Origin of the sequence: Blautia sp. OF03-13, from assembly GCF_003460685.1 — a bacterium.
In the GTDB taxonomy this organism is placed as follows: Bacteria; Bacillota; Clostridia; order Lachnospirales; family Lachnospiraceae; genus Fusicatenibacter; species Fusicatenibacter saccharivorans.
In genome coordinates this window covers 1-26,034 of record NZ_QTVR01000023.1, presented here as the reverse complement: position 1 = coordinate 26,034, position 26,034 = coordinate 1, and the positions used below count along the sequence as shown (strand labels likewise).

Annotated in this window: 20 protein-coding genes; 17 read left to right on the top strand and 3 right to left on the bottom strand. The window is 48.1% G+C overall.

From position 1 onward, the window contains the following. The first annotated feature begins 39 nt into the window (after window positions 1-39). Window positions 40-1,602, top strand: coding sequence for an ABC transporter substrate-binding protein (locus DXA55_RS14395; protein ID WP_117814510.1), 1,563 nt, complete (start codon window positions 40-42; stop codon window positions 1,600-1,602). Between the two features lie 107 nt (window positions 1,603-1,709). Further along, a complete protein-coding gene (locus DXA55_RS14390; protein ID WP_117814509.1) occupies window positions 1,710-3,119 on the top strand; it encodes a Sapep family Mn(2+)-dependent dipeptidase in 1,410 nt (469 codons plus the stop codon). 109 nt (window positions 3,120-3,228) lie between these two features. On the opposite strand, the gene DXA55_RS14385 is transcribed toward DXA55_RS14390, so the two are convergent. Together DXA55_RS14385 and DXA55_RS14380 are read right to left on the bottom strand one after the other, a co-directional pair. After that, window positions 3,229-4,929 (bottom strand): ABC-ATPase domain-containing protein, encoded by a 1,701-nt coding sequence (locus DXA55_RS14385; RefSeq protein WP_117814508.1) that lies wholly within the window; start codon window positions 4,927-4,929, stop codon window positions 3,229-3,231. Window positions 4,930-5,070: 141 nt separating this feature from the next. Continuing rightward, window positions 5,071-6,084 (bottom strand): LacI family DNA-binding transcriptional regulator, encoded by a 1,014-nt coding sequence (locus DXA55_RS14380; RefSeq protein WP_117509779.1) that lies wholly within the window; start codon window positions 6,082-6,084, stop codon window positions 5,071-5,073. Window positions 6,085-6,435: 351 nt separating this feature from the next. Between DXA55_RS14380 and DXA55_RS14375 the strand changes: the two genes are divergently transcribed. From DXA55_RS14375 to DXA55_RS14325, 12 genes are all read left to right on the top strand, one after another. Then, window positions 6,436-7,836, top strand: a complete 1,401-nt coding sequence (locus tag DXA55_RS14375) for an L-fucose/L-arabinose isomerase family protein (protein ID WP_117814507.1) — start codon at window positions 6,436-6,438, stop codon at window positions 7,834-7,836. 5 nt (window positions 7,837-7,841) lie between these two features. After that, window positions 7,842-8,675, top strand: a complete 834-nt coding sequence (locus DXA55_RS14370) for a transketolase (RefSeq protein WP_117814522.1) — start codon at window positions 7,842-7,844, stop codon at window positions 8,673-8,675. Then, window positions 8,672-9,604 carry a transketolase family protein gene (locus tag DXA55_RS14365; RefSeq protein ID WP_117814506.1) on the top strand — a complete coding sequence of 311 codons (933 nt, stop codon included), beginning with the start codon at window positions 8,672-8,674 and terminating at the stop codon, window positions 9,602-9,604. The genes DXA55_RS14370 and DXA55_RS14365 overlap by 4 nt, the downstream gene beginning before the upstream one ends. Window positions 9,605-9,696: 92 nt before the next feature. Next, window positions 9,697-11,184, top strand: coding sequence for an FGGY family carbohydrate kinase (locus DXA55_RS14360; protein ID WP_117814521.1), 1,488 nt, complete (start codon window positions 9,697-9,699; stop codon window positions 11,182-11,184). Window positions 11,185-11,587: 403 nt separating this feature from the next. Then, entirely contained in the window at window positions 11,588-11,710 is a 123-nt protein-coding gene (locus DXA55_RS19640; RefSeq protein ID WP_369123056.1) for a DUF6783 domain-containing protein, read from the top strand. Window positions 11,711-11,772: 62 nt separating this feature from the next. Next, a complete protein-coding gene (locus DXA55_RS14355; protein ID WP_117814520.1) occupies window positions 11,773-12,492 on the top strand; it encodes a metallophosphoesterase in 720 nt (239 codons plus the stop codon). Next, window positions 12,489-12,707 carry a hypothetical protein gene (locus DXA55_RS14350; RefSeq protein WP_117814505.1) on the top strand — a complete coding sequence of 73 codons (219 nt, stop codon included), beginning with the start codon at window positions 12,489-12,491 and terminating at the stop codon, window positions 12,705-12,707. The genes DXA55_RS14355 and DXA55_RS14350 overlap by 4 nt, the downstream gene beginning before the upstream one ends. Then, on the top strand, window positions 12,688-13,344 hold the full coding sequence (locus DXA55_RS14345) for a metallophosphoesterase (RefSeq protein WP_117814504.1): 657 nt from the start codon (window positions 12,688-12,690) through the stop codon (window positions 13,342-13,344). The genes DXA55_RS14350 and DXA55_RS14345 overlap by 20 nt, the downstream gene beginning before the upstream one ends. Window positions 13,345-13,362: 18 nt before the next feature. After that, on the top strand, window positions 13,363-14,145 hold the full coding sequence (locus DXA55_RS14340) for a metallophosphoesterase (RefSeq protein WP_117814503.1): 783 nt from the start codon (window positions 13,363-13,365) through the stop codon (window positions 14,143-14,145). A 136-nt stretch (window positions 14,146-14,281) separates the two neighbouring features. After that, a complete protein-coding gene (locus DXA55_RS14335; protein WP_055220096.1) occupies window positions 14,282-15,337 on the top strand; it encodes an AAA family ATPase in 1,056 nt (351 codons plus the stop codon). A 19-nt stretch (window positions 15,338-15,356) separates the two neighbouring features. After that, window positions 15,357-17,186 (top strand): vWA domain-containing protein, encoded by a 1,830-nt coding sequence (locus DXA55_RS14330; protein WP_117814502.1) that lies wholly within the window; start codon window positions 15,357-15,359, stop codon window positions 17,184-17,186. A 125-nt stretch (window positions 17,187-17,311) separates the two neighbouring features. Beyond that, window positions 17,312-18,001, top strand: a complete 690-nt coding sequence (locus tag DXA55_RS14325; RefSeq protein WP_117814501.1) for a metallophosphoesterase family protein — start codon at window positions 17,312-17,314, stop codon at window positions 17,999-18,001. Between the two features lie 112 nt (window positions 18,002-18,113). Here DXA55_RS14325 and DXA55_RS14320 read toward each other — a convergent pair whose 3' ends face one another. Further along, complete coding sequence (locus DXA55_RS14320) at window positions 18,114-18,305, bottom strand: YlcI/YnfO family protein (RefSeq protein ID WP_055220177.1); 192 nt, start codon at window positions 18,303-18,305, stop codon at window positions 18,114-18,116. Window positions 18,306-18,820: 515 nt separating this feature from the next. On the opposite strand from DXA55_RS14320, the gene DXA55_RS14315 reads away from it, so the two are divergent. From DXA55_RS14315 to DXA55_RS14305, 3 genes are all read left to right on the top strand, one after another. After that, complete coding sequence (locus DXA55_RS14315) at window positions 18,821-22,669, top strand: PEGA domain-containing protein (protein WP_117814500.1); 3,849 nt, start codon at window positions 18,821-18,823, stop codon at window positions 22,667-22,669. A 124-nt stretch (window positions 22,670-22,793) separates the two neighbouring features. After that, complete coding sequence (locus DXA55_RS14310; protein WP_117814499.1) at window positions 22,794-24,713, top strand: hypothetical protein; 1,920 nt, start codon at window positions 22,794-22,796, stop codon at window positions 24,711-24,713. 278 nt (window positions 24,714-24,991) lie between these two features. Continuing rightward, window positions 24,992-26,011 (top strand): hypothetical protein, encoded by a 1,020-nt coding sequence (locus DXA55_RS14305; RefSeq protein WP_147342030.1) that lies wholly within the window; start codon window positions 24,992-24,994, stop codon window positions 26,009-26,011. Window positions 26,012-26,034: the final 23 nt, after the last annotated feature.

Here is a 26,034-nt window from a genome sequence, read left to right as displayed (position 1 = left end):
AAATGGTGGTGCCATTTGCGAAAACAGGAGAAGTACAGAATGCAGAGAAAGAACGGCAGAAGGAAAAAAATTGCATATGTTTTGTGCGGCATTCTGGCGGTGGTACTGTTTTCCGGTTGTCAGAGCACAGCGGCAGATGGTACAGATGAAAAAGTTTTCGTATACGGCGACACGACATTCAACGCCGAAAACGACGAGTCCGATGTCAACCCGCACAACGGCTATTCCGGCTGGGCGTGTATCCGCTATGGGATCGGTGAGACGCTGTTTCATTATTCCGATTCTATGGAGATCGAGCCATGGCTGGCAGAAAGCTATGAGATTGTGGACGATACAACATGGCGGATTACACTGCATGAAGGCATCTCCTTTACGAGTGGGCGTACTCTCGACGCGGAGGCGGTCAAAGAATGTCTCGAGGATCTGATCGCAGTACATGACCGTGCATGCGGGGATCTGAAAATTGAGAGCATAGAGGCAGACGGCCTGATCGTAACGATTCACACCGAACAGCCTGTCCCGGCGCTTCTGAATTATCTGTCTGACCCATATGGATGCATCATTGATATGCAGGCAGGCGTGACGGATGACGGCAATGTCGCCGGAACCGGCCCGTACCGCGCAGTACAGGTGGAGACGGATCAGGGACTGACGCTCATGAAAAATGACAATTACTGGAACGGAACGCCAAAGCTCGACCGGATCGAAGTAAAAACGATCCGCGACGGCGATACGATGACGATGGCGTTACAGTCAGGCGAGCTCGACGCGGCGTACGGCCTGCCGTATTCCAATCTGATCCTGTTCCGCGATGAACCATACACGATTTCTTCGGCGGATACGTCGCGTACCTTCTTCGGACAGTTCAACGGATCATCCGAGGTGCTGCAGGACGACCGCGTGCGCGAGGCAGTCATCGGAGCGATCGACCGGCAGGGCTTTGTGAATACGCTGATGGAAGGAAACGGAAGCGTGGCGGAAGGCCCGTTCCCCTCTTACTTTGCATTCGGCGACAGCAAAGTGCAGGAGGAGTCCTATGATCTTGAGTATTCCAGAGAACTGCTGGCTGAAGCAGGCTGGACCGATGAGGACGGCGACGGCTACGTGGAAAAAGACGGAAAACGCTTGACCATCTGCTGGCTCACGTATCCGAGCCGCCAGGAACTGCCGCTTCTCGCGGAGAGTGCACAGGCATCGCTGAAGAAAATCGGAATCGAAGTACAGATCCAGTGCACGGCAAATCATCTGGAACTGCTGAAAAAAGGAAACTGGGATGTTTATGTAAGCGCATTTGTCAGCGCACCGACGGGCGATCCCGAGTATTTCTTTACAACGCACTGCCTGCAGGATTCCTCCAAGAACCGCGGCGGTTATTACAGTGAGACACTCGAGATGCTGGAGCAGCAGTTAAGCGGCGAGTTTGATACCGAAAAACGAACCGAACTGGCCATCGAGATGACGCAGACGCTGCTGGATGACCACATGTTTTTCTTCGCATCACACCTCAAAATGTCGATGGTATCCGGCGAGGGCGTGACGGGGCTTACGGCGCATCCGTGTGATTATTATGAAATTACAGTCAATTTGGACAAAAACAAATGATTATTTGGAAAAAGAGCAGAAAATGTGGATTTTCTGCTCTTTTTGCGCTATGATAGGAAAAGAACGGCACTGCGACGGTGCCAGAGAAGAGAAAAGGAGAAGTTACGATGCGGAAAGAAGAATTAAGAACATATATTGAAAACCACGAATCCGAGATGATCGGGGATCTGAAAAGCCTGATCCGGATTCCAAGCGAAAAACAGGCGGCAGAGCCAGGCAAACCATTCGGCGCACCGGCGGCAGAAGCACTGGCGCAGGGAATCGAAATTCTGGAAAAATACGGCTTTGCCGTAACCAACTACGACAACTACGCGATTGCAGCTGACTTTAATCAGGAAGAAAAGGGCCTTGATATTCTCGCCCACCTCGATGTCGTACCGGCAGGCGAAGGCTGGCAGGAGACCGATCCATTCACCCCGCTCATCAAAGAAGGAAAAATGTTCGGCCGCGGAACCGCAGACGACAAAGGACCGGCGATCGCAGCTATCTACGCAATGCGCGCTGTCAAAGAACTCGGTTACCCATTAAAGAAAAACGTCCGTCTTGTCCTCGGTTCCGACGAGGAGTGCGGAAGCTCTGACCTCGAATATTATTATAAGAAAGAAGTGGAAGCACCATGCACCTTCTCACCGGATGCCGAATTCCCGGTCATCAACATTGAAAAAGGCGGCATGCGCGGCCACTTCGAAAAAACATCCGATGCCGGAACGACAGGCGTGCGCCTCGTATCCTTACAGGCCGGCACCAAACTGAACGTTGTACCAGGCAAAGCATATGCAGAGCTTGCCGGCATGGCAAAAGAAGACCTGAAAGCCTGCGCTGATGAAACAGAGCAGAAGACCGGTGTTTCCTTCGTTTTGGAAGACACCGAAAACGGCAATATAAAAATCACCGCCTGCGGTGCCTTCGCCCACGCATCCACCCCGGAAATGGGTAACAACGCACTGACTGCACTGCTGCAGCTTCTCGCATCCGTTGGAATGGAAGAGAGTGAACTGAAAAACGACATCAGTTTCCTTGCAAAAGTTTACCCGCACGGCGACGGCAAAGGTGCAGGCCTCGGTGTCGCCATGTCAGATGAAGAGTCCGGCGAGCTCACCTTAAGCCTCGACCTCATGAACTACGACGGCAAAACCCTGACCGGTTCCTACGACTGCCGCGCCCCGATCTGCGCGACAAAAGAAAACCTGTACGATACCGCCGGGCAGAACATGAAAAAAGGCGGCTTCTCCATGGAAGGCAGCGGAATGTTCCCACCACACCACGTCCCGGCCGACAGCCCGTTTGTCCAGACCCTGCTGCAGTGCTACACGGATGTCACTGGAAAACCAGGCAAACCATTTGCGATCGGCGGCGGAACGTATGTGCATCATCTGAAAAACGGTGTTGCGTTTGGATGCGCAGACCTTGAAGTCGACAACCGTATGCACGGAGCAGACGAGTTCGTGGAAATCGAATGCCTGAAAGAATGCGTTGTGATCTTCGCGGAGGCGATTGTGCGGATCTGCGGGGAATAAATAATTGAAAAATAAAAGATAAAAAAGATCTTCAGCCAAACCGATAGATTCTGAAAAGAACAAGGTTTGCCTGAAGATTTTTTATGGCTCTGAATTGTTACAAATTTTCTCAGAACCGCAGTTCCCTGCACCGGTTCAGGCATGCAAAGATTTCCTGCCGTCTCGGCCGTGCCAGGTCGCTGGGTCTTCCAGGAGCGAGAAGAGAAGCAAGGCCTTTTTCATCCATCTGTTTTTCCAGCAGATCCACTACCTGCACCAGTGTTTTCTTACGGTCCATCTTGTGCTCCGCTGCTTCTAAAAGAAGCGCAGCCAGCCCGTTCAGCTGTTCACTGTCCGTGAGTTGTTCCACGGCGCGCAGATCCGTCAGAGATTTGTTGATGAGGATGGATTCCCGGCCCATGACCTTGACTTTCGTGCGGTCACTTCCCGTCAGGCCTTTACCCGGCTGCGGGCAGCGATGGAAGGCTGGAACGGAAAAAGGGCGCACGGAGGCAGTAAACGGCGGAAATTCCGCGGCTGTGGTTTTCGCGCGATCCGTAATGTCATAAGGAACGTATTCTTTCATCTGAATGACAGTGTCTGCCACGTGGAAGTAAGAACCGGAGCTTCCGGCAACGAGAATCGACGAGATGCCGAGCTTCTCATACAGATCCCGCACGCGGCTGATAAACGGTGTGATCGGTTCCTCGCTGTCGGCAACGACGCGCTGCATCAGCTCATCGCGCACCATAAAGTTGGTGGCGGACGTGTCCTCATCGATCAGAAAGAGGCTCGTACCGGATTCGATGCCCTCGATCACGTTGGCAGCCTGCGAGGTGCTTCCGCTGGCATCTGCAGTCGAAAATGAGGTGGTGTCGCTCTTTCCGGGAAGATCGTGGATGAAGAGGGAGATATCGACGTTGCTGATGCTTCTGGAGTCCTCGGAGCGGAGCTTTCCGGCGCTTGCATCGGTGATGACATATTCACGGCCGTCCCCGGCGATGTGGTTGTATACGCCGCGCTCAAGCGCCTGCAGCAGGGTGGATTTTCCGTGGAAGCCTCCGCCTACGATCAGTGTGACACCGAGTGGAATTCCCATGCCGGAAACAGGTCCGCGGTTTGGAAGATCGAGGGTAACGCGCAGGGATTCCGGTGAGGTAAACGGAACGGCGTGCTTCATCGGCAGATCGGAAACACCGGTCTCGCGCGGGAGAATGGAGCCGTCGGCGATGAAGGCAGTGAGTCCTTTTTCTTTTAATGCGGCGCGGATCGCCTGCTGGTCCTCACAGAGCCGGGCGACATTGGCGCATGCTTTCGGATCCAGAGCACGGTAGAACAGCGATTTTTCTACGCAGCCGGGCAGAAAGTCGAAAAGAATGCGGATCAGCTCCTGCGAGGCGATGGTGCGGCCGTTGGCCGGAAAGCCGATTTCCATGTTGATGATAAGACTGCCGTCGGAAGGATTCAGAACACAGGCAGTACGCTCAAGAATTTCCTGCCCGCAGCGGCTTATCCCCAGCAGACCACTTTTGCCGGAGCCCTTTGCGCGGAACGAATACGGTGCGATGGCGCGTGCAAACTGGCGCAGCAGGTAATCCTGGAGGGCGACGCGCTTTTCGTATGTGTCGTAGAGAAAAGCCGGAAACGCAGCGGTTTTGCCGCTGATATGAACGCTGACCCGCGACGGAGCGGCGAACGGATCGCCCTGGACGTGGTCGATGGAGAGTGTGTAGCGCGGAAACTGATAGGCACCGCGGGTGGATTTATAGGCGGGATAGCTTTTGCGATTGATATTGAATAAAAGCTGTTTCAGGTCATTTGCAGATTGCATGAAAAAAACTCCTTTCAAAATAAAAAAGGTGAGGCTGCCGTACAGAGCGTGTCTGAAAATGGCTTTTCGCAAGCTGCGAGTTCCGGTTTGCGGAAATGATTTTTCAGACACGCGCTGGACGACAGCCTCATCCAAAAAGCTTTAACGTCTGGAAACACTCTGGCGCTTCACCAGCTTGGTTGCCATGCACATTTTCAGACATTCGCGTTTCGGATCGGCCACGCGGTCAAGCAGGCGCTGGACGGCAGTGGCACCAAGCTCGCGTTTTCTGACCTTCATGGTGGAAAGCGGCGGAACCATCATATCGCACATCGGAACGTCATCAAAGCCGATGATGGAGACATCCTCCGGGATGCGGTAGCCGTTTTCACGCAGTGCACGCATGGCGGCCGCCGCGATGATGTCATTATCGGCAAAGTAGGCATCCGCGATCGGAGCTTTCGATTCGAGAAGGCGCAGCATGTCGCGGTAGCCTTCGTCCGAGGTCGGGGAAACCAGGTGAACATATGGATGCGAGGTGCTGATGCCGTTTGCACGGAGCGCTTTGTAGTAGCCGTCGGCGCGTTCGGAGAAGTTGCTGATGTCGAGGCTCGAGTGAAAGTAGCCCACGTTTTTGTGTCCGCACTGAATCAGATAATTCGTGGCGTTGAACGCCCCCTGAATGTTGTTGATCAGAACGCAGTCGTAATCGAGCTCATCGTAATAGCAGTCCACGACAACGATCGGAACAGAAAAATCGCGGAACTTGCGGAAATCGGACGGAGCCATTTCGGTTGCAAGAAGAAGAATGCCCTCACAGTCCACAGCGCGGAGTGCATCGAGCTGGCTGTCAATATCCATGGTCTCATAAAAATAGGAGATATGAAGCGCACAGCCCTGGCGGGTGCATTCGGTGGAGATTCCTTCGGTCAGCTGGGAGAAAAACGGCGTGTCGGCAGCGACCTTTCCGTGCTTTTTATAATTGACCAGCTGAATAATGCGGGAGGAAGCGCCGGAGGCTTCAGTTTTTTTCGGCGCATAGCCATACTCGGCTGCGGTTTTTAAAACCAGCTCTCTTGTGGCATCGCTGATGCCGGGTTTGTTATTGAAAACCATAGAAACCGTGGCAGGCGATACGTTGATCAGCTTTGCCAGTTCTTTCGCAGAAATATTCATAAGAGTTCAGCTCCTGTTCGATAAAATCAGCCCGCATGGTGCTTTCGTTTGTTTTGTGCATGCGGGATGTTGAAATTTATTTCAGTATTTATCTGAAAAATATTAAACTTATGCATTGATTTTAATATGAATTAAAAAAGAAGTCAACTTCTGAACTGTAAAAAAATGAAATATGAAGAAATGCATAAAAACAGCCATTCTTTTTTGTATAAATTACTAAAAAAGATTTAATAAAGCTGAATAGATGTTGACAAGTTCAAAAGAATTTAGTAATATAAGAGCCATAAAGAACAGGGAAATTCAAGGCATAATTTAGCAGAGTTTAAAGAAAATTAAGTGGAGGAAATGAATATGAAATCAATTAAGATCGGATTTGCACCTACGAGAAGAAGCATTTTCAGTGCCCCGGATGCCGTAAAATACGCCAACCTGACGAGAGAGCGTTTAAAAGAGCTCGGCGTTGAATTTGTCGATATCACAGACATCAATGAGGAGGGTCTGTTTTACGATGAGGCGGACCGTGAGAAAATCCAGGAGAAATTCCGCCGTGAAAACGTAAAGGGAATTTTCTTCCCGCACGGAAACTTCGGAACGGAATATGTCTGTGCAAGACTGGCAAAGGAAATGGGGCTTCCGGTACTTCTCTGGGGACCGCGCGATGAGAGACCGGATGAGAACGGTGTGCGTCTCCGCGACAGCCAGTGCGGCCTGTTTGCAACCGGAAAAGTGCTGCGCCGTTTTGGTGTTCCGTTCACCTATATGACGAACTGCCGTCTGACCGATCCGGAATTTGAGCGCGGCATCAAGGATTTCCTTGCTGTATGTAATGTGGTAGATACCTTCCGCCACACCAGAATCCTTCAGATCGGACCGCGTCCGTTCGACTTCTGGTCTACCATGTGCAACGAGGGCGAGCTGCTGGAAAAATTCAACATTCAGCTTTCCCCGATTCCGCTTCCGGAACTGACTGCGGAGATGAAAAAAGTAAAAGCAGAGGGCAGCGAGGTAGAAAAAGTCGTTGCATACTGTAATACCAATATGTGTGTAAAGATCAAACCGGAAGAGCTGGAAAATGTAGCAGCTCTGAAGGTTGCGATGAAGAATCTGGCTGCAAAATATTCCTGCAATGCCATCGCGATCCAGTGCTGGAACGCACTGCAGGGTGAGATCGGCATCATGCCGTGTGCGGCAAACTCCCTGCTGAACGAAGAGGGAATTCCGGTTGTCTGTGAGACCGATATCCACGGAGCCATCACCGCTCTGATGGTAGAGGCTGCCGGCAGAAACGACAAGAGAAGCTTCTTTGCTGACTGGACGGTACGTCACCCGGACAACGAGAACGGCGAGCTGCTGCAGCACTGCGGACCGTGGCCAATCTCGGTAGCACAGGAAAAACCGACCATCGGTTATCCTCTGGCATTCAGTCATCCGGGAGCTGTAGAGGCACAGGCAAAATTAGGCGAAATGACACTGGCGCGTTTCGACGGAGACAACGGAGAGTACTCCCTGCTGCTTGGAAATGCAAAAGGTGTCGAGGGACCTTACACGAAGGGAACCTACGTATGGGTTGAGGTACAGAACCTGAAACGCCTCGAGGCAAAAATCGTGGAAGGACCGTACATCCACCACTGTGTCGGTATCCACGAGAACGTTGTGCCGGTTCTGTATGAAGCATGCAAATACATCGGCATTGCCCCGGATTTATATGATCCGATCGAGGAAGATGTCAAAGCATATTTAAGAGGAGAATGAAAATCATGAGTGAATACAAGGAATTGAGTTGTCTGGCGTATGATCTGCGGAAGAAAGTAGTGGAAATGGTAGTTTCCGGCAAGGGCGGCCACATCGGCGGTGACATGAGTGTCATTGATGTGCTTGTAGCGCTGTATTTTAAAGAGATGAACATCAGCCCTAAGAACATGGACGACCCGGACCGCGACCGTTTTGTAATGAGTAAAGGTCATTCCGTTGAGGCATATTATGCAGTACTTGCAGCAAAGGGATTCTTCCCGATGGAAGAGGTCATCGAAAAATTCTCCAAATTCGGCAGCCCGTACATCGGCCATCCGAACAATAAACTGCCGGGCATCGAGATGAATTCCGGTTCTCTCGGCCACGGACTTCCGGTCTGCGTGGGAATGGCGCTGGCAGGAAAAATGGATAAAAAAGATTACCGTGTTTACACCGTTATGGGTGACGGCGAGCTGGCAGAAGGATCTATCTGGGAGGGCGCAATGTCCGCAGGAAACTACAAGCTGGACAACCTCTGTGCGATCGTAGACCGCAACCGTCTGCAGATCTCCGGAAATACCGAGGATGTCATGAAACAGGACAGCCAGGAGGAGAGATGGGCAGCGTTCGGATGGAATGTTCTTTCCGTACCGGGCAACGATATGGACGCGCTCGTTCATGCGTTTGAGCTGGCGAAACACTGCAAGGGAAAACCGACGGTTATTATTGCAAATACAACGAAGGGCTGTGGTTCTTCTGTGATGGAAAATAAGGCGGAGTGGCATCATAAAGTGCCGACACCGGAGGAAGTAGAACAGATCATGAAGGATCTGGATGAGAGAAAGGAGGCATTGTCATGAATAAGATTCCAAACAGACAGGCCATTTGCGAGGTTTTAATGAAACATGCCAAGACGGATAAAGATATCGTGGTGCTCTGCAGCGATTCCAGGGGAAGTGCTTCCCTAACACCGTTTGCAAATGCGTATCCGGAGCAGTTTGTGGAGATGGGTATCGCGGAGCAGGATCTGGTCAGCGTTTCTGCCGGTCTTGCAAAATGCGGCAAGAAAGCATTTGCGGCATCTCCGGCGTGCTTCCTTTCTACAAGAAGCTATGAGCAGGCGAAAATTGACTGTGCATACTCCAACACCAATGTAAAGCTGATCGGCATCAGCGGCGGTGTGAGCTACGGTGCACTCGGCATGAGCCATCATTCTGCACAGGACATCGCAGCAATGGCAGCTATTCCGAACATGCGCGTTTATCTGCCGAGCGACCGCTTCCAGACAGCAAAACTGGTTGAGGCGCTTCTTACCGATGAAAAACCAGCTTATATCCGAGTGGGAAGAAATGCCGTTGCGGATATTTACAGCGAAGAAAATACCCCGTTTGAGATGGATAAGGCAACGGCTCTCTCGGAAGGCACCGATGTTTTAATGGTAGCCTGCGGTGAGATGGTCCGCCCGGCGCTCGATGCAGCTGCTATGCTGAAAGAAGAGGGAATCAGCGCAGGACTGCTCGATATGTACTGTGTGAAACCGCTGGACAAAGAGGGCCTGGTAGAGGCTGCAAAGAAGGCAAAAGTTGTCATTTCGATCGAAGAGCACGCTCCATTTGGCGGTCTTGGATCGATGGTGAGCCAGGTGGTCGGTGCGGAGTGCCCGCGCAAAGTCGTTCCTATGTCTCTGCCGGATGCGCCGGTCATTACAGGAACATCCAAAGAAGTGTTTGATTACTATGGACTGAATGCGGAAGGCATTGCAGCGAAAGCGAAAGAATTACTGAAATAATGATGTTTATGACGTTCCTGCGTGCCCGGACTGTGGAAGGCCCGGGGGTGCAGGGACGTTTCTTTATCTATAATAGTAATGGAGTTGGAAATATGGAGAAAAGGTATATTATCGGAATTGATCAGAGCACGCAGGGAACGAAAGCGCTGCTCTTTGATGGGGAGGGACATTTACTCCGCCGTACCGACCTGCCGCACCGGCAGATTGTCAATGAAAAGGGATGGGTGTCCCATGATCTGAATGAGATTTACCGGAATACAGTACAGACGGTAAAAACGCTGGTGGCAGAGTCCGGTGTTGCACCGGAAGAAATCGCCGGAATCGGCATCAGCAATCAACGTGAGACGACGGCGATCTGGGACAAGGCGACCGGGGAACCGCTGGAAGAGGCAATTGTATGGCAGTGCGGCCGCGCAAGCGGGATTGCGCAGGAGATTGCGGAGCAGGGGCACGCAGAGGAGATCCGCGAGGCGACGGGTCTGCAGCTTTCGGCTTATTTTCCTGCTGCAAAGATGGCATGGCTGCTTCGAAACGGCGGAGAAGAAAGACAGAAACGTGCCGCAGACGGGAAAATCTGCCTGGGTACGATTGACAGCTGGCTGGTTTACAAGCTGACGGAGGATCATGCATTTAAGACGGATTTTTCAAATGCGTCGAGAACGCAGTTGTTTAATCTGAAAACACTGGCGTGGGATGAGCAGATCTGTGAGATGTTCGGGATTCCGGTCTGTGCGCTGGCCAGGGTGTGCGATTCCGATGCGGTGTATGGAACCACGACGATGGAAGGATTGTTTTCCGAGCCGGTTCTGATCTGTGGTGTATTAGGCGACTCTCATGCGGCTCTGTTCGGACAGGGCTGCTTAAAACCGGGCATGATCAAGGCAACATATGGAACGGGTTCTTCGCTGATGATGAACATTGGAGACAGGCCGATTCAGAGCAGCCACGGCGTTGTGACTTCGCTTGCGTGGGGAAGAGGCGGCAAGGTGGACTATGTGCTGGAAGGAAATCTGAACTACACCGGAGCGGTGATTACCTGGCTGAAGGATGACCTGAAGCTGATTTCTTCGGCAAAAGAGACGGAAGGACTGGCAAGGGAGGCAAATCCGGCAGACCGCGCGTATCTGGTTCCGGCATTTACCGGGCTTGGTGCGCCGTACTGGGATGAGAAAGCAACGGCATCGATCAGCGGAATTACCCGCACCACAGGAAAAGCTGAGGTGGTAAAAGCGGCTCTCGACTGTATCGCCTACCAGATCACCGACCTTGTCCGTGCGATGGAGCAGGATACCGGCATGCGGATCGAGGAACTCCGCGTGGACGGCGGTCCGACACGAAACAGATATCTGATGCAGTTCCAGAGTGATATTACGAATAAACGCGTAAATATTCCGGACGCGGAGGAGCTTTCCGGCATCGGAGCGGCTTATATGGCCGGTATTTCAGCCGGGGTCTACGATCTGGAAAAACTCGCAGGAAATATGAAACGAAGTGTGTATGAACCGAAGATGGACGACGAAATCCGGGAGAAGAAGTATGCCGGATGGAAAAAGGCTGTCGACGGGGTGTTAAGTAAATAGGGGACTTGTACTCTGTGCGGCGGGAGGTTTTTGCGCCTGACGGTGGGATGACGAAGGGGGGACGCGGGCATTACTGTGCACTCGGCAAATACGCGTTTGTGATAAGAAAACGAAGACGCATACGTGCGTGATTGAGAAATTTGAAAAATAAAATAATCTACAAACAAAAAGGAACGATTTGGATAGAACGTTCCTTTTTTGCATATAGAGAATAAATTGTACAGAAATAAAAGGCGCTGTATAAACAGCGCGTAATGCTGATAGAATGCGAGAAAACAGCAAGAAAAAGAGGATTAAACTTGTAGTTCAATGAAGAAAAAAATAGATGTGGTATAGTATCAAGAAAAAGGGATTTCGCATGAAGGAAAGTTCAATAGAAGATGTATTAGAGCGTGTCTGAAAAATCATTTCCACAAACTGGGACTCGCAGCTTGCGAAAAGCCTTTTTCAGACACGCTCTAGAGTGTACATTATGCAAAAAAGGAGGGACAAGAGTTTGTCCGGTAAAAAACAGGAAGTATGGTAAGATAAGCTGGTAATGGAGAACGTATGCAGATTCGTATGGATGAAAAAGGGAGGATTCTGTTTATGGCTACTTACGTTATTTCTGATATTCACGGTGAGTATGAGAGATTTATGGAGCTGCTGGAAGAAATTGAATTGAAAGATACAGATACGCTCTATATTCTGGGGGATATTTTGGACCGGGGTGAGCATCCGATTAAGGTGGTATTGAAACTGATGGAAATGCCGAATGCGTTCTGTATCGTGGGGAACCATGAGGTGATGGCGCTGGAATGTCTGCGGTTTCTCTGTCAGGAAATCACAGATCTTGCCATCGAGGAAGTGGATGCTGAACTGTTGGACAACCTGGTTCGCTGGAAGTATAACGGCGGTGATGCTACGATCCGGGAATTTCGGGCGCTGGATCCCGAGATGCGGGAGGAAGTACTGAATTTTCTGGAGGATTTCAGTCTGTATGAGGAGCTTACAGTGGGAGAAAAACAGTATCTGCTGGTGCATGGAGGGCTGGGGGGATTTACACCGGAAAAGAGGATCGAGGAATATTCCCTGCACGATCTTGTATGGGCCAGACCAGATTATCAGAAGGAATACTTTGCGGATACAAATCTGGTAACAGGACATACACCGACGCAGACGATTCCGGAAAATGATAATCCCGGGTATATTTATAAAAAATATCACCACATCGCCATCGACTGCGGCGCATGCTTCCCGGGAGGGAGGCTGGCGGCAATCTGTCTGGAAACGGGGGAAGAGTTTTACAGTTCGGACAACAATGGGTGAAAGATTTTAGACGTTCCATGATGCCAGTATCAGAAGACCGAAATCCGGAACCAGCAGAACAAGCGGGAAGATTTTTGAAACAGGACATGCCAAAACACAAGCAGGAAAGCCGTTTTTGGAAAAATGAGCGGATAACGAAAGCTTTGAAGATTGCAGGAGCAGACATGAAAGCTGCGAAAGAAAAGGAGATTTTGGATGCACTATATTATTACTGATATACATAACGACAGCTGGCGGTTCATGAAATTGCTGGAAAAAATGGATCTCAAAGAGGACGATCACCTGTATCTGCTTGGTGATTTGTTTGACCGCTGCATGGATCATCCAGACCCGGCGGGCGTGTATTTTCAGGTATTGAAGCTGGGGAAAAAATGTACTGTGATCCGCGGCAACCACGATCATTGGCTTGCCAATTACATTTTCCGCTATTACGGAATGGATGAGAGAGACCGCGCCCTCCTGCAGCCGTATCCGTACAATTCCTTCCATCTTCTGCAGGAGCGCCTGACAGAAGTAGATCTGAAAGAGCTTGCGGAGTATATCCTCTCCTGGCCGGTACAGGTGGAAATCGAGGTGGACGGTCAGCCGTATCTGCTTGCCCATGCCTGTACGGCAGAACCGGGAAAATGGAAACTGGACAACTATTATCTGATGGGGGATTTGTGGTACAAGGTTTTTCTTCATGAGGGAGTGCATGGATATATTTCCGTCTGCGGCCATCAGAACATGGGAAATGGATCCATCTGGAAGAATAAAAAAGAAAACGTCTATCTGTGTGACTGCGGCTGCGGCTTTGAGAATGGAAGACTGGGATGCCTTTGCCTGGAAACGAAGGAAACTTTCTACGTATAAACAAACAGAGGAAAAGCAATGAAGCGATATATGATGTCAGATATTCACGGATTTCTGGAGGCATTCGAGGCAGCTCTGAAAAAAACAGACCTTTCGGGGGAAAACCAGCTGATTCTGCTGGGCGATTACATAGATTATGGGCCAGATGGCCGGGCGGTGCTGGAAAAAGTCAGGGCATTGCAGGAAAAATATGGTTCGGAAAAAGTCATTGCCCTGATGGGAAATCATGAAAAAGCACTGCTGGACTGGCTGGAAGAATATGCAGATGTCAACCGGCATATCGGCAGTGTGGAGCAATATCGCAGCCGGGAATGGCTGGCATCGGATGCAGATGGAGACTATGAAACGCTGCACAGCTTTCTGAAAGAAGAACATTTTCAAGAGTTTCTGGAAAAAGAAGCACACCTCTCAGAGGATTCCAGAAATACAGAAGCAGTACGGCTGATGTTCGAAGATGCGGGGGATCTGATCACCTGGATGCGCCATTTTCCTTACTTTTATGAAACAGAACGCCAGATTCTGGTGCACGCCGGAATTGCCGAATGGGGCGGTAAAGACTGGCTGTGCGTGACCAGCGAGGAGCTGATGGTGGGGAAAAGAACGGTAAGCCGCGGAGCATTCTATAAGGATGTGATTGCGGGCCACATTTCCACGGCAAAAATCAGTGAAAACAGAATATATGACGGTATCTGGCATGACGGTCAGAGTCATTATTATCTCGACGGAACCACCTGGCGGAGTGGAAAAATTCCGGTGCTGGAATATGACAGTGAAACTGGAAAATACAGAGAAATATGGTGAGACACGTTGTAATGCAGCACAGTAAGATCACGGCAGGGCAGAAAAAGTGATTTAGTCAAATCAAGCAAGTGGTAAAGTGGATTGCGAATATCCGCTTTGAAAAGACACAGGATCGAAACAGAAGGGAGTACATCAGATGCATTTACCAATCAGTGTAACACAGGATGAATTATTAGAAGTATTGCTTCAGGTTGCGCCGGTGCGGCCGGTTTTTATCTGGGGTGCGCCCGGCATCGGAAAATCCGCGTTAGTGGAAAAATTCGCAGACGAAGTCGGCCTGCCGTGTGTGTCGCTCCTTGGAAGCCAGCTCGCGCCGGAGGACATTATCGGCATTCCGCAGATCCGGGGCGAGACCTCGGAATTCCTTCCGCCGAAAATGATCGCCAGAAAAGAGCCATATGTCCTGTTCCTGGACGAACTCAACGCCTGTACGCAGGAAGTGCAGAAAGCCTTCTATTCCCTGATCCATGAGCGGCGGATCGGAGAATACCATCTTCCGGAGGGAAGCATTGTGATCGGAGCAGGAAACCGTGCCGAGGACAGCGCGATCGTAAAAACGATGTCGTCCGCCCTTTTAAACCGTATGTTCCACGTGCAGCTGAAAGCGGATGTGGGACAGTGGATCAAGTGGGCGCAGGCAGAAGGACTCCATCCGTGGGTCATTGACTATATCATCCAGCGGCCGGATCACCTCTTTTCTGAACCGCCGAAAACCGAAGAACCGTTTTCCACCCCGCGTTCCTGGCATATGCTGAGCGATGCGTTGAAGGAATACCGGGCCGGGGAGCAGGATATTTCGCAGGAAACATTAAAAATGATGGCGTACGCCTGCCTCTTGGAACAGCATGCGGGGATGTTTCTTGCTTACACAAAAACACTGCGCAACACACATCTCCTGGATGACATTATCGCGCAGAAAGCAAAATGGCCGGACAAGCCGGAAAACCGGGATGTGCTGTATTTTCTCGCACAGTCCTTCCGCGCCAGACTGCTTGCAGAACTGCCGAAAAGCAAACAGGGAATTTCCGGCGGCATGCTTTCCTTTGCGTACCGCGCCAAGGGCATGATCAAAGAACTCGCAGTCATCAATTTCGAAATCGCCCAGATGACCGTCGCAGCTGATGGAGCGGAGGCACTGCCGGACTGGTTTATGATGGAAATCATCCGCGATCTGCCGCGGCTCGTCGGATGAAAAAAGGAAGGAGAAAAGGATGCCATACGTTCGAAGCAGGTATTACCGCGAAGAAGAAAAGCCGGCCGGGTACCGCAGAGTGGAGGCCGGCTTTGGTTTGCTGGAAAAAAATACACTGTTCCATCAACTGGATGGGTACATCACTGCAAAGCCCTCACATCTGAATGCAAAAGGAAGTCTGGCCTGTGTTACGAAAGATGGAGATATCTACGTCAACATGCGGGCGAACCTGTCGCTGGAACAATGGTGCTATGTGATGGCACACAACCTTCTGCACCTGGCGTTCGGCCACTTTGACAAAGCGAGCATCCCTTCCGACTGCGAATTTGTTCCGGCACTCTGGAACAAAGCCTGTGATATCTACATTACCAGATTCCTTTATGACATCCGCCTCGGCGAGCCGATCTGCGCAGATCCGGCGGAAGCATATCCGATCAAACTGAACAGCGAGCAGAAAATTTATGAATATCTGTTGAAGCACCAGGATAATGGTGCGCAGATCTGCGGGACAAACTCTGAAAAATTAAAGGATATGATCGGGGTAGAACGGCCGATCGTTTATAAAAAGGGAGAAAGAAATGCATATGCTGAAAAATTTTCCTATGCAGTCACTCATTCCATCAAATCTGCACTCTGCGATGCGGGAGGATACGATCTTAAAACGAAAAAGGATACCGTCATTTCCAGAGCAGCAGAATGGTTCCTGTCCCATTATCCGCTGCTCGGAGGTCTTGCGGCTGCATTTAAAATTGTGGAGGACATTGAAATGTGCCATCGGTATGAAATCCATATTGCAGCGGTTGACGCAGAGCAGGGAATCATTTATGCCAATCCGTCGTGCGGATTTTCGGAGGAAGAGTGGATTTTTGTTCTCGCGCATGAATATCTCCATGCCGGACTGCAGCACCAGAAACGGTGCAATGGGCGTGACTTCTTTTTGTGGAACATCGCCTGCGACTACGTCATCAACGACTGGCTGCACGAAATGGAGATCGGCAGAATGCCGCCGGATGGGCTGTTGTATGATGAAACACTTCACAACAAATCGGCAGAAAGTATCTATGATCTGATCGTGAAAGAGATCCGAAAGTACAAAAAACGAAACACCTTCCGGGGCTTTGGAAGAGGTGATATGTTTAACGGAAACAGACCGCATTTTGCTGGAAGAGAAAACGGGGTCAGCCTGGATGAACTGCTGAAAAACGCACTGCGGGAGGGACTGGATTACCATCAGGAGCACAATCGTGGTTTCCTGCCGGCCGGGCTGGTACAGGAAATCAGGGCGCTTGCGATGCCGGCCATTCCCTGGGATGCCGCGCTGGCGAAGTGGTTTGACGTACAGTTTCCACCGCTGGAAAAACACCGCACCTATGCGCGGCCGAGCAGACGGCAGGGTGCCACGCCGGATATTCCAAGGCCAGGATATGCGTATTACGAGCAGGATCTGGAGAGCCGGACCTTCGGTGTGGTTGTGGACACGTCCGGTTCCATGAGTGCAAAACAGATCGGTATGGCACTCGGCTCCATCGCCAGCTATGCCGCGGCGAAAGATGTTCCGTTTGTGAGAATCATTTTCTGCGATGCCAAAGCGACGGATGCGGGATATCTGGCACCGGAAGATATTGCCGGCCGGGTAAAAGTCACGGGACGAGGAGGAACCATACTGCAGCCGGGCGTGGATTGTCTGGAACAGGCGAACGATTTTCCAAAGGACGGGCCGATTCTGATTATTACGGACGGGGAGATTGAGAATGACCTGAAGATAAGACGAGAGCATGCATTTCTGCTTCCGAGAGGAAACCGGCTGCCGTTCCGGGCACGGGGAGAAGTGTTTTATTTTCGGGAATAGTGCGGCGTAGTCTGTGTCTCTGCAAGAAACGATAGCAGCGGCAGAGAAAGCGGACAGAATTTGCGGATGATGTTTTGCGATACCTTAGAGAACAGAAACAGAGAACACGAGAGGAGACGCTGAGAATGAGCATTGTCATTACAGGCGATACCCATGGCACCTTTGATATTGGAAAAGTTGTACGCTATTTTAACGAGCACGAAGACGAGTACACCCGGGATGACTATCTGATCATCTGCGGAGATGTCGGCATCTGCGGCTTTTCTGCAGCATACGAAGCGAATACGAGAGCCGTTTTCCGAAGTCTGCCGGTGACGACACTGTTTATAGACGGAAATCATGAGAACTTCGAACAACTGAATTCCTACGCCGTGGAGCAGTGGAACGGCGGAAAGGTGCATATCATTGAGGACAACATGATCCATCTGATGCGCGGCCAGATCTTTAAGATTGACGGGCTGAAATTCTTTACCTTCGGAGGGGCTTACAGCATCGACAAAATGTCCCGCGCGGAGGGAATTTCGTGGTTTCCGGAAGAAATTCCGTCACGGGAAGAGTACGAAGAAGGATGGAAAAATCTGGAAAAAGAAGATTTCCAGGTGGACTACATACTGACCCACACAGCCCCAAGAGATGTGGCCGCGGCAATGGGGTATGGAGAGCTGTCTGACGATGAGGTGGAACTCCGCCAGTACCTGCAGCGCGTGGCGGATGAGACAGAGTTTCAGAAATGGTATTTCGGACACTTTCATGAAGATGCGGAAGTGGAAGAGGTGTTTGTGTGTCTGTATGATGAGATTGTGGAGTTGAGTTAGGACAGGATCTTGTCCTGAAAAAAATAAGAAGCATGGTAAGATAAAATAGAAGCAGAGAACAGCCAGAAAATGCACGTCGAACCATAAAAATCTGCTTTGAAAAAAATAAAAGTTAATTGTGTTCTTCTGACGGGGCGTCCATGTGATCCAGCGCATACTCACACGCCTGAATCACAAAACTGGAAAAGGTAATGTCCTGGTCAGAATCGGAAATTGCCTGTTCGATCTGATCGATCAGGTGAATGGGGAAACGGATGGTTTTGTTTTCCGTTTCCTTGCGGTTGCCTTTTAACTGAAATGCCATATCAAACTCCATTCTGCTGCCGGAGAATATAAGAACGGAGCATGCTTCCGGATCTTATGTGGAAACTACGGGCAGCATAAAACATAACAAAGGTGTTTCAAAAAAGGTTCGACAAAAAATAAATTTTTCGAATCTGCGAAATCGAAAAATGAAGAAAAAGCTGTTTTGGGGACAGCTTATTTCAGTGCGCTTTTTTCTGGCTGTATTCTGATTTTAAAGAGTACTGGAAGCCCAGTCTGTTTTATTGTATTGCATAATGATGATGAAATATGCATTGCAAAATGCATGACAAAATACATTGCAAATAAAGGGAGGATGTATTACACTAAAAGAAATACAACAGAAGAAGGAGGAAAGTGAAATGTTCATTGCTCTGCTCAGCTAATGATTGAGATGCAGAGCAAGAAAAGCCGCCTTTCCATTGACGGAAGGCACCAAGGATCCTAAAGACAGCATAAGCGGCAGATATTCAGAGAAAAAGGATCGAAATTTTACATTTACGAGGGAGAAGACGTATGAAAGTGTGGAAGAAATTACAAGTTGTCTTTCTGGCACTGCTTTTATGCACCGGAATGATGACACAGCCTGCTCTTGCAGCATCGCTGCTTCAGGATGGAATCGAAGCAGCCTTGACAACAGACAAAGAAACTTACCAGCAGGGTGAAGAAATCAAAGTTACTTTAACTGTAACCAATACAAATGATACAGCAGTAACGAATCTGTCACTGGAAAATATTTTGCCGGAAAATTTTGTGCTGGCCGAAAATACGGAGACAACAAAAAAGATGGAATCTCTGCAGGCTGGAGAAACCGTTACGTTGACAACGGTTTGTACGGTAAAAGCATCAGATGACAAGAAGGATGATGAAAATAAGGAAAATCCTTCTGGAGATGACAAAAAGAATCCGACAGGTAATGAAAAGCCAGGAAATGGAAACGTAGCAAATGACACGAAAAATCCTGGTACGACAACGGGCAGCAAGGATTCCGGAACGACATTAACAAAAGATCAGGGAACTGGAAACGCAAAGCAAAATGGCCAGTCCTTAAAGGCTGAGAAATTGAAATCTGCACCGAAAATGGGTGACAACACCAAAATTATTGTTTGGGTTGTACTGCTGGTGCTGGCAGGAGCAGCCATTGTTGTTGCACTGAAGAAAAAAAACAGAAGAAATAAAATGTTGGCGTGGTTTCTGTGCCTGATTATGACGGGAAGCACCGTTGCAGGCGTATTTCCGGAACGGGCAAGAGCAGAAGCACAAAGTGTAAACATAGGAAAGGTCATGGAGCTTTCCAAGAATATTCTTGTGGATCAGACTACCGTGGAGCTGAAAGCAAAAGTTGAATATACCTACGTGAAGTCAGATGATCCATCGGACGACACCAAAACATATACACGCGGTGAGTGGGTGCAGATGCTCGCTGAAAAGGTTGAAATGAACCTGGATACAGATCCGGATTCCTTAAACCATTATTATGCGGATACGGCAGGAAATGCGTATGAAGCAGCAATCGAAATCGCAGAGAAATATGGAATCCTGCCGCCACCGGATATCGAAGATCTGGAGCAGGATATCCCGTTTTTCTATCCAGATGAACCGGCAACACGCGAATTTGCGGCTTATACGGCAGTACATGCAATGGGATTCAATGGAATACATTCGTATGATACGAACAGTTGGACGGATTGGGATAGTATTACATATCAAAATGAAGCAGCAATTGCAGTAGGGAAAGGATTTCTGGAATTAAATACAGAAAACCAGTTCCAGCCGCATGCGTTGCTTTCCAAGAAAGATGTTAAATCGATTTTCTGTGAAATTGATGAAATCAGACAGGAAGACACAACAATTGGTGAAGAGCCGCATGATAATACACAGTACGTAGATGGTGTCTTGAAAAAAGAACTGGAAAATATCACAGATTATACAGTTGTAGAGAATGCGGATGGAACCTATACAGTTACACTTCCGAAAACAACCGAGACAGAAAAAATCGGAGAAGGAAGTGTTATGATCCTTCCTGCGAATGAAGTTTATATTTCAGGTATCGCGCTCAAAGCAACTACGGTAACAGAGGATGGCGAGAAACTGATTCTGACATGCATAAAGCCAGAATTATGGGAAGTGGTCAGCAAAATTGATTTTGTCGGAGGCGGTACAGCACTTATCGGAGGAGCTGCTGACACGGATGAATACGGAATTGCAACACAGGCTAATATAGGAGCAGGTGGTGTTATTGATGTTGGCTACGAAAAGAATTTTGAATTTAATATTGGTTCGAATGATGAAGGAAAAGGAAAAATTGATTTTGAAATTCCTGAAATTCTGTGCGTTGTAAATGTTGACGTTGGAGTAAATGGTGTTTCGGTAAATGAACTTAAACTTGCTGTCACGGAAAATGCAAATGAAGATATTACGGCGGAAAAAGAATTTGCTGACAGTGGTCAGGTAGAATTAATGCGTTTTCCAATTACAATAGGGGCTACCGGTTTTACCTTTGATGTTGTACTTTTCTGTTCATACAAAGCAGATGGATCCTTACATATTTCATATAGCGTTGAATCAACACAGGGATTTGAATATAAAGATGGAACATGGAGAGGCATTTTCGATTTTCATCATGGTGTTGATACCCTTGAGGTAAAGGGAAATATGGAAGGCGGTATTGGCATAAAAGGTCTGTTGACTTTGTACAGTGTTTTTGATTTAGCAGGCTATTATGCAGATTTAGGCTTAGGCGTTGAGGCAGAATTTGCATACCATGATTTAGAAAATGGAAGTCTCGCATGCGAGGATATCAAGGTATATCCATACTCAACAAATGGACTCGATACAGATTCCCTGCTTGGAGATGTATTGAAGAAATATTTCGATTTTGATCTGGAATTCAAACCGCTTCAAAATGATGAAAACAACAACTTGAGAATAAAAATGCATAAGGAAAATGGAGTCCGCGTTGAAAAATGTACGTACGCCAGCGGCGGTATCACAGGATATGTTTACTCGAGCAAAACACGTTTGCCGATAGAAAACGCGAGAGTCAGAATTTCCAGAAAAGTCAGAGCAGGCAGCGGCAATGGTGGAAACAGCGTAGCCGGAGGCGGCAGTGGAGGCGGAAGCCATGGAGCCTGGAACCTTGAAACAGAAGAAAATGAAATTGCTGTTTTTTCAGGAGGAGCTGGAGCCTGGAGAGAGGAAGGAACAGAAACAGAAAGAATTCTCTATACCGATGTGTTTGGCAAGTACAGCACCAAAAATCTGCAGGATGGAACTTATGAAATTACAGTATCCGCAACGTCTTATCAGACGTACAAGGTTGCGGAAGTTCTGGTTCAGAAAAGTGAAATCAGATATGTAGAAGATATCTATATGGTGGAGCGCCATGATGATTTTAATACAGGTTCTGTAGAGGGAACGATAACCGATGCAGTCACGGGAGATGGTATTACAGAAACAGCCTACATTGTACGCAAAGGCTGGAACAATCAAACGGGTGATGCTGTGACAGAAGGAGTATTTGAAAATGCAGACTATACTCTTTCAATGGAAAATGGAAATTATACGCTTGAAATCAGCAAAGAAGGCTATGTGACGAATTACAAAAATATCACAGTAGCGGGAGACCAGATTGAAACAGCAAATATTGTTCTTGTACCGGGAGATGGGGACGGTGAAACCGCAGGAGAACTCCGCATCGTATTAACCTGGGGCGAAGAGCCGTGGGATCTGGATTCTCATCTTGCATGCTACTCGTCGGACAAACCGTATCATATCTGGTTCGGACAGACAGATTTCGAAGGAAATTCTGTTGGAAACTTAGACGTAGATGATACAAGTAGTTATGGTCCGGAAACCATTACAGTACGTAACGTAAAAGCAGACGAAAAGTTCAGCTATTTCGTACACGATTATACCAACAGTTACAGTGAAGTGGCCAATGAAATGTCTCTTTCCGGAGCAAAAGTTCAGGTTTACCTCGAAGGCAAAAACATTGCAACATACACGATTCCGACAAATCAGCCAGGAACCTTATGGCATGTTTTCGATTTCGATGGAGCGACCAAAACCATTAAATCTGTAAACACGCTTGAATATCAGAATGACCCATACACCATCGGTGGAATTGATCAGGAAATGGATGATGTGGATGACACAGAAGAGATTGAAATGTACGCTGGAAAGGTACGAAACAAAAAACAGCCAGAGCAGAAAGTGGTTGTTGAGGAAACTCCATTACCGGAAACAACTGCAGAGAGCGTGATTTCGGAGTCGGAAGTAGCAGAACCTGGTGAAGCAGTATCCAAATCAGAATCAGAGCCAGATGATGAAAACGTGGCAGAAGATGAAACGGTAACTCCGTAATACAAAGAAGTTTAAAATGTGGTGAATCAGTAAATCTGATGCACCACATTTTAAACGAATCAAGTAAGTGGCGAAGCGGATTGCGAATATCCGCTTTGACAGGCAGAATAAGGAGCAGGTACAGATGAAAAAATGGATCCGCGCAGTATTGGCAGGCACAATCATTCTGGCATTGATTCTGTTTGGAATTTTTGCAGCTCAAAATACACAGAAGAGTACAAAGCCGGAACAGAATCCGGAAGAACAGAATACAAGTGTATCGGAAAACAGCACATCGGATGAGAGCACAGCAGAAAACAGTACGGATGATCCTGACATCATTGTAAAAGACAATGTAAAGGTGATTACCAATGAGATGAAATCAGAAGATCAGCCAACGGAAGTTTCTGACAACAGTCTCACCTTTGAAAAAGATCCTAGTTACCAGACCGGAGATGTTCTTGTTGCGGGAGAAATCAGTGCAGCGCCTTCTGGATTTATTCGAAAAGTAGTGCAGATAGAAAAAACGAATCAGGGTTACCGGGTAGAAACAGAGCCAGCGACCCTGCTGGATGTATTCGAAAAGGCACATATTATCAAACAGTTCCGGCTGACGGAGGATGGTGCAAGTGAAACAGGAAATAACAGCGCTTATATTATTAAAAGACTGTCCGAAGATGAATCGGAAGAAGAGACAGAGGAAGAAAACAGTGATTACGATTACAGTGTCTCAATCAATGTTGAAGAGGAACCCGTTCAGTTTTCAGGAGAGGCAGGATGGGGATGCTGGCTGGAACTTCAGATTGATATCGAAGACGGTGAAGTCCAGTGTGGAATTGCAGTAAGGAGCAAAGCCGGTATTTCCCTGGAATGCGGCGCAAACAGCGAGAAAGAATTTGAAAAGGAAAAAACCGTTTACGAACGAAAACTGCCGAATATCGAGTTCAACGCCGGTATTGTACCGATTGTTATTACAAATCATATGGAAGCCGTTGTCGGGGCAGCGGGAAGTCTGGAGGGCGGCATTCACAGCTCTTACGGTGCAACAGCCGACAGCACCCTGGGATTCCAGTATGACAGCAGAACAGGCAAAGTAGAAGAAGTCAAAGAAGGAAATCTGAATTCAGACGGACTTGAGTGGAGTACGGTTGAGGTGAACGGAAGGCTGGAAGCATACATTGACATCCGGCTGAGCGCAAAATTATATGACAGCGCTGGCCTGAATCTTTCCGGCGGAGCAGTTGGAAAAGCAGAAGGCCAGGCAAAGGTATCCATGAAGGACGACCTGGGTGGATATGCGGGCTCACTGGAGCTTTCCATCAGCCCGAGAATCAAAGGAAAAGCAGTGGTTGATATCCCGGTCATTGATAAAAAAATGCAGGAAACAGATCTTTTTGACCGGACCTTTGATCCAATCTGGTCAAAACACTGGGAGTCAAGTGCAGACTGGCAGAAGGATATGGAATGGACGGAAACTGGGGAGCAGGGAGATATCTATGTTACACGGTATGGAGAAGTAAATCAGTGTGACAGCACGGCATTCCAGTTTGAAATCCCAAAAGGCTGGGAAATTCAGACGGAGGAAGTTGGCGGTCCCATGGATGCGGTCAGAGAAAACGTTGTTCTGACAAACGATAGAGGTGTTACCGTTTCATTTTGGTACTGCCAAGGCGCGCTTGGCGGCTATTCGCGTGATATGCTGAAGGCACAGGTTTCACAGGCAGACACTTCTAATTTCGTGCCTGGATATCCATGGGGAACCGATCGTGACTGTTCAGATCTTGGCGAATTTATGGTAGCACGAGTACATATCACAGGCGAGATGATGGCTGGCATTGATGATGATTATGTTCCTGTAGACAGCACGTTGTTCGCAGTGATACCGACATCCCGTCTTGGCGAGATTGAATTTGCAGGTCAGGCTGGGGACGTAGACGAATTTTCTTTTGACTATCCGACACCAGTTGCATTTATCGCAGAAGCACCAGACGGTACATTTACAGAAAAAGAAGAAGAACAGGTGATTCGCATTTTGAAGAGCTTTAAAGTGGCTGAATTAGATTAAGAGGTACCCCGGAGGGCAGGAAGAGATGAATTGTGTTCCGGGGTATTTCAACATCACGTAAGATAAGATGGAAGGAAAGTGTTATTTTAAAATCTTGTGAAATCAAAGAGTGAGGATTTTTTGGAAATTACATAAAAAAAAATAGTAAAGAAAAACGAGCTGCGATATAATGAATGTGATGAAAAAATGAGTAACGAAAAATCAATAAAAATATGGAAAAGAACATAGAAAACATGGATTTTTCGGGAAACAGAAAGAAAAAGGAGGAGTGTTTCGAGATGGAAACAAAGAACAAAAACAAAAAGACAGTCATCATGCTTGCTGTAATTGGTATTGCGATTGTCTGCATTTGTGTCATTGGAGTTTTTGCAAAGAAAGCGTATGACCGTCATCAGGAGGAGCTTCGCTTACAGGCAATTGAGACAAAAAACAGTGAGATTGATGGGGAATATCAGAGATTTGAAAAAGAAGAAGACAGAAATAAAAAACTGGAAGCATTGAAACAAGAGATGGAGAGTGCGGAAAAGTATAAAAAGACAGAAGGCGCTTATAAGGAATGCTCTGTACACTATGAAAAAATCATTGCGCAGATGAAGGACTCCTTTGTCTCCGAATATGACGACACGATCAAAGCAATTGTGGATAAAATCGGCGATGATGTTGAAAAAGTGGACGATAAGGAAGCACTCAAAAACGCTACCAGCGAATTTACGGCATTCAAAGATATCTTGAAAAATGACTTCGAAAATTATAATACCGTTGAGCAGGACAGCTTTGACAAATATAACAGTACGATTGATGATTATGTAACAAAATACAATGATAGAGTAACTGCTATTGAAAAAGCCGAGGAAGAAGCTCGTAAGAAAGCTGAAGAAGAGGCTAAAAAGAAAGCTGAAGAGGAAGCAAAGAAGAAAGCAGAAGAAGAGGCTGCTGCTAAAGCTGCTCAGGAAGAAGCAGAAAGAAAAGCTGCCGAAGAAGCTGCTGAACAAAGTTCCGGATCATCTTCAAGTGGTTCTAGTTACTATGACGACAGTAATGATTATAGTTACAGTGGCGGAAGCTCAAGCTCTGATTATTCTGGTGGTTCTAGCTATGATTCTAGTTCTGGAAATGATTACAATGGTGGATCGAGTTCATCTGGTGGAAGTTATTATGGAAGTTCTGATAATATTAATTTTTGGCAAGAAGATAGTAACGGAAATAGAACTGAAGGTTCTTATAATCCTTCAACTGGTGATTCTTGGGATTCAAATGGAAATTATGAAGGAAATGTAAATGATTGGCTTTGGGATTAATATTTATAATTAAGTAATATAAA

Excerpts from the sequence above, each read along its gene's own strand:
- DXA55_RS14375 (WP_117814507.1), top strand. The coding sequence starts at position 6,436 with ATGAAATCAATTAAGATCGGATTTGCACCTACGAGAAGAAGCATTTTC.
- DXA55_RS14340 (WP_117814503.1), top strand. The coding sequence starts at position 13,363 with ATGAAGCGATATATGATGTCAGATATTCACGGATTTCTGGAGGCATTC.
- DXA55_RS14305 (WP_147342030.1), top strand. The coding sequence starts at position 24,992 with ATGGAAACAAAGAACAAAAACAAAAAGACAGTCATCATGCTTGCTGTA.
- DXA55_RS14335 (WP_055220096.1), top strand. The coding sequence starts at position 14,282 with ATGCATTTACCAATCAGTGTAACACAGGATGAATTATTAGAAGTATTG.
- DXA55_RS14310 (WP_117814499.1), top strand. The coding sequence starts at position 22,794 with ATGAAAAAATGGATCCGCGCAGTATTGGCAGGCACAATCATTCTGGCA.
- DXA55_RS14325 (WP_117814501.1), top strand. The coding sequence starts at position 17,312 with ATGAGCATTGTCATTACAGGCGATACCCATGGCACCTTTGATATTGGA.
- DXA55_RS14360 (WP_117814521.1), top strand. The coding sequence starts at position 9,697 with ATGGAGAAAAGGTATATTATCGGAATTGATCAGAGCACGCAGGGAACG.
- DXA55_RS14330 (WP_117814502.1), top strand. The coding sequence starts at position 15,357 with ATGCCATACGTTCGAAGCAGGTATTACCGCGAAGAAGAAAAGCCGGCC.
- DXA55_RS14315 (WP_117814500.1), top strand. The coding sequence starts at position 18,821 with ATGAAAGTGTGGAAGAAATTACAAGTTGTCTTTCTGGCACTGCTTTTA.
- DXA55_RS14390 (WP_117814509.1), top strand. The coding sequence starts at position 1,710 with ATGCGGAAAGAAGAATTAAGAACATATATTGAAAACCACGAATCCGAG.
- DXA55_RS14370 (WP_117814522.1), top strand. The coding sequence starts at position 7,842 with ATGAGTGAATACAAGGAATTGAGTTGTCTGGCGTATGATCTGCGGAAG.
- DXA55_RS14365 (WP_117814506.1), top strand. The coding sequence starts at position 8,672 with ATGAATAAGATTCCAAACAGACAGGCCATTTGCGAGGTTTTAATGAAA.
- DXA55_RS14380 (WP_117509779.1), bottom strand. The coding sequence starts at position 6,084 with ATGAATATTTCTGCGAAAGAACTGGCAAAGCTGATCAACGTATCGCCT.
- DXA55_RS14345 (WP_117814504.1), top strand. The coding sequence starts at position 12,688 with ATGCACTATATTATTACTGATATACATAACGACAGCTGGCGGTTCATG.
- DXA55_RS14320 (WP_055220177.1), bottom strand. The coding sequence starts at position 18,305 with ATGGCATTTCAGTTAAAAGGCAACCGCAAGGAAACGGAAAACAAAACC.
- DXA55_RS14395 (WP_117814510.1), top strand. The coding sequence starts at position 40 with ATGCAGAGAAAGAACGGCAGAAGGAAAAAAATTGCATATGTTTTGTGC.
- DXA55_RS14385 (WP_117814508.1), bottom strand. The coding sequence starts at position 4,929 with ATGCAATCTGCAAATGACCTGAAACAGCTTTTATTCAATATCAATCGC.
- DXA55_RS14355 (WP_117814520.1), top strand. The coding sequence starts at position 11,773 with ATGGCTACTTACGTTATTTCTGATATTCACGGTGAGTATGAGAGATTT.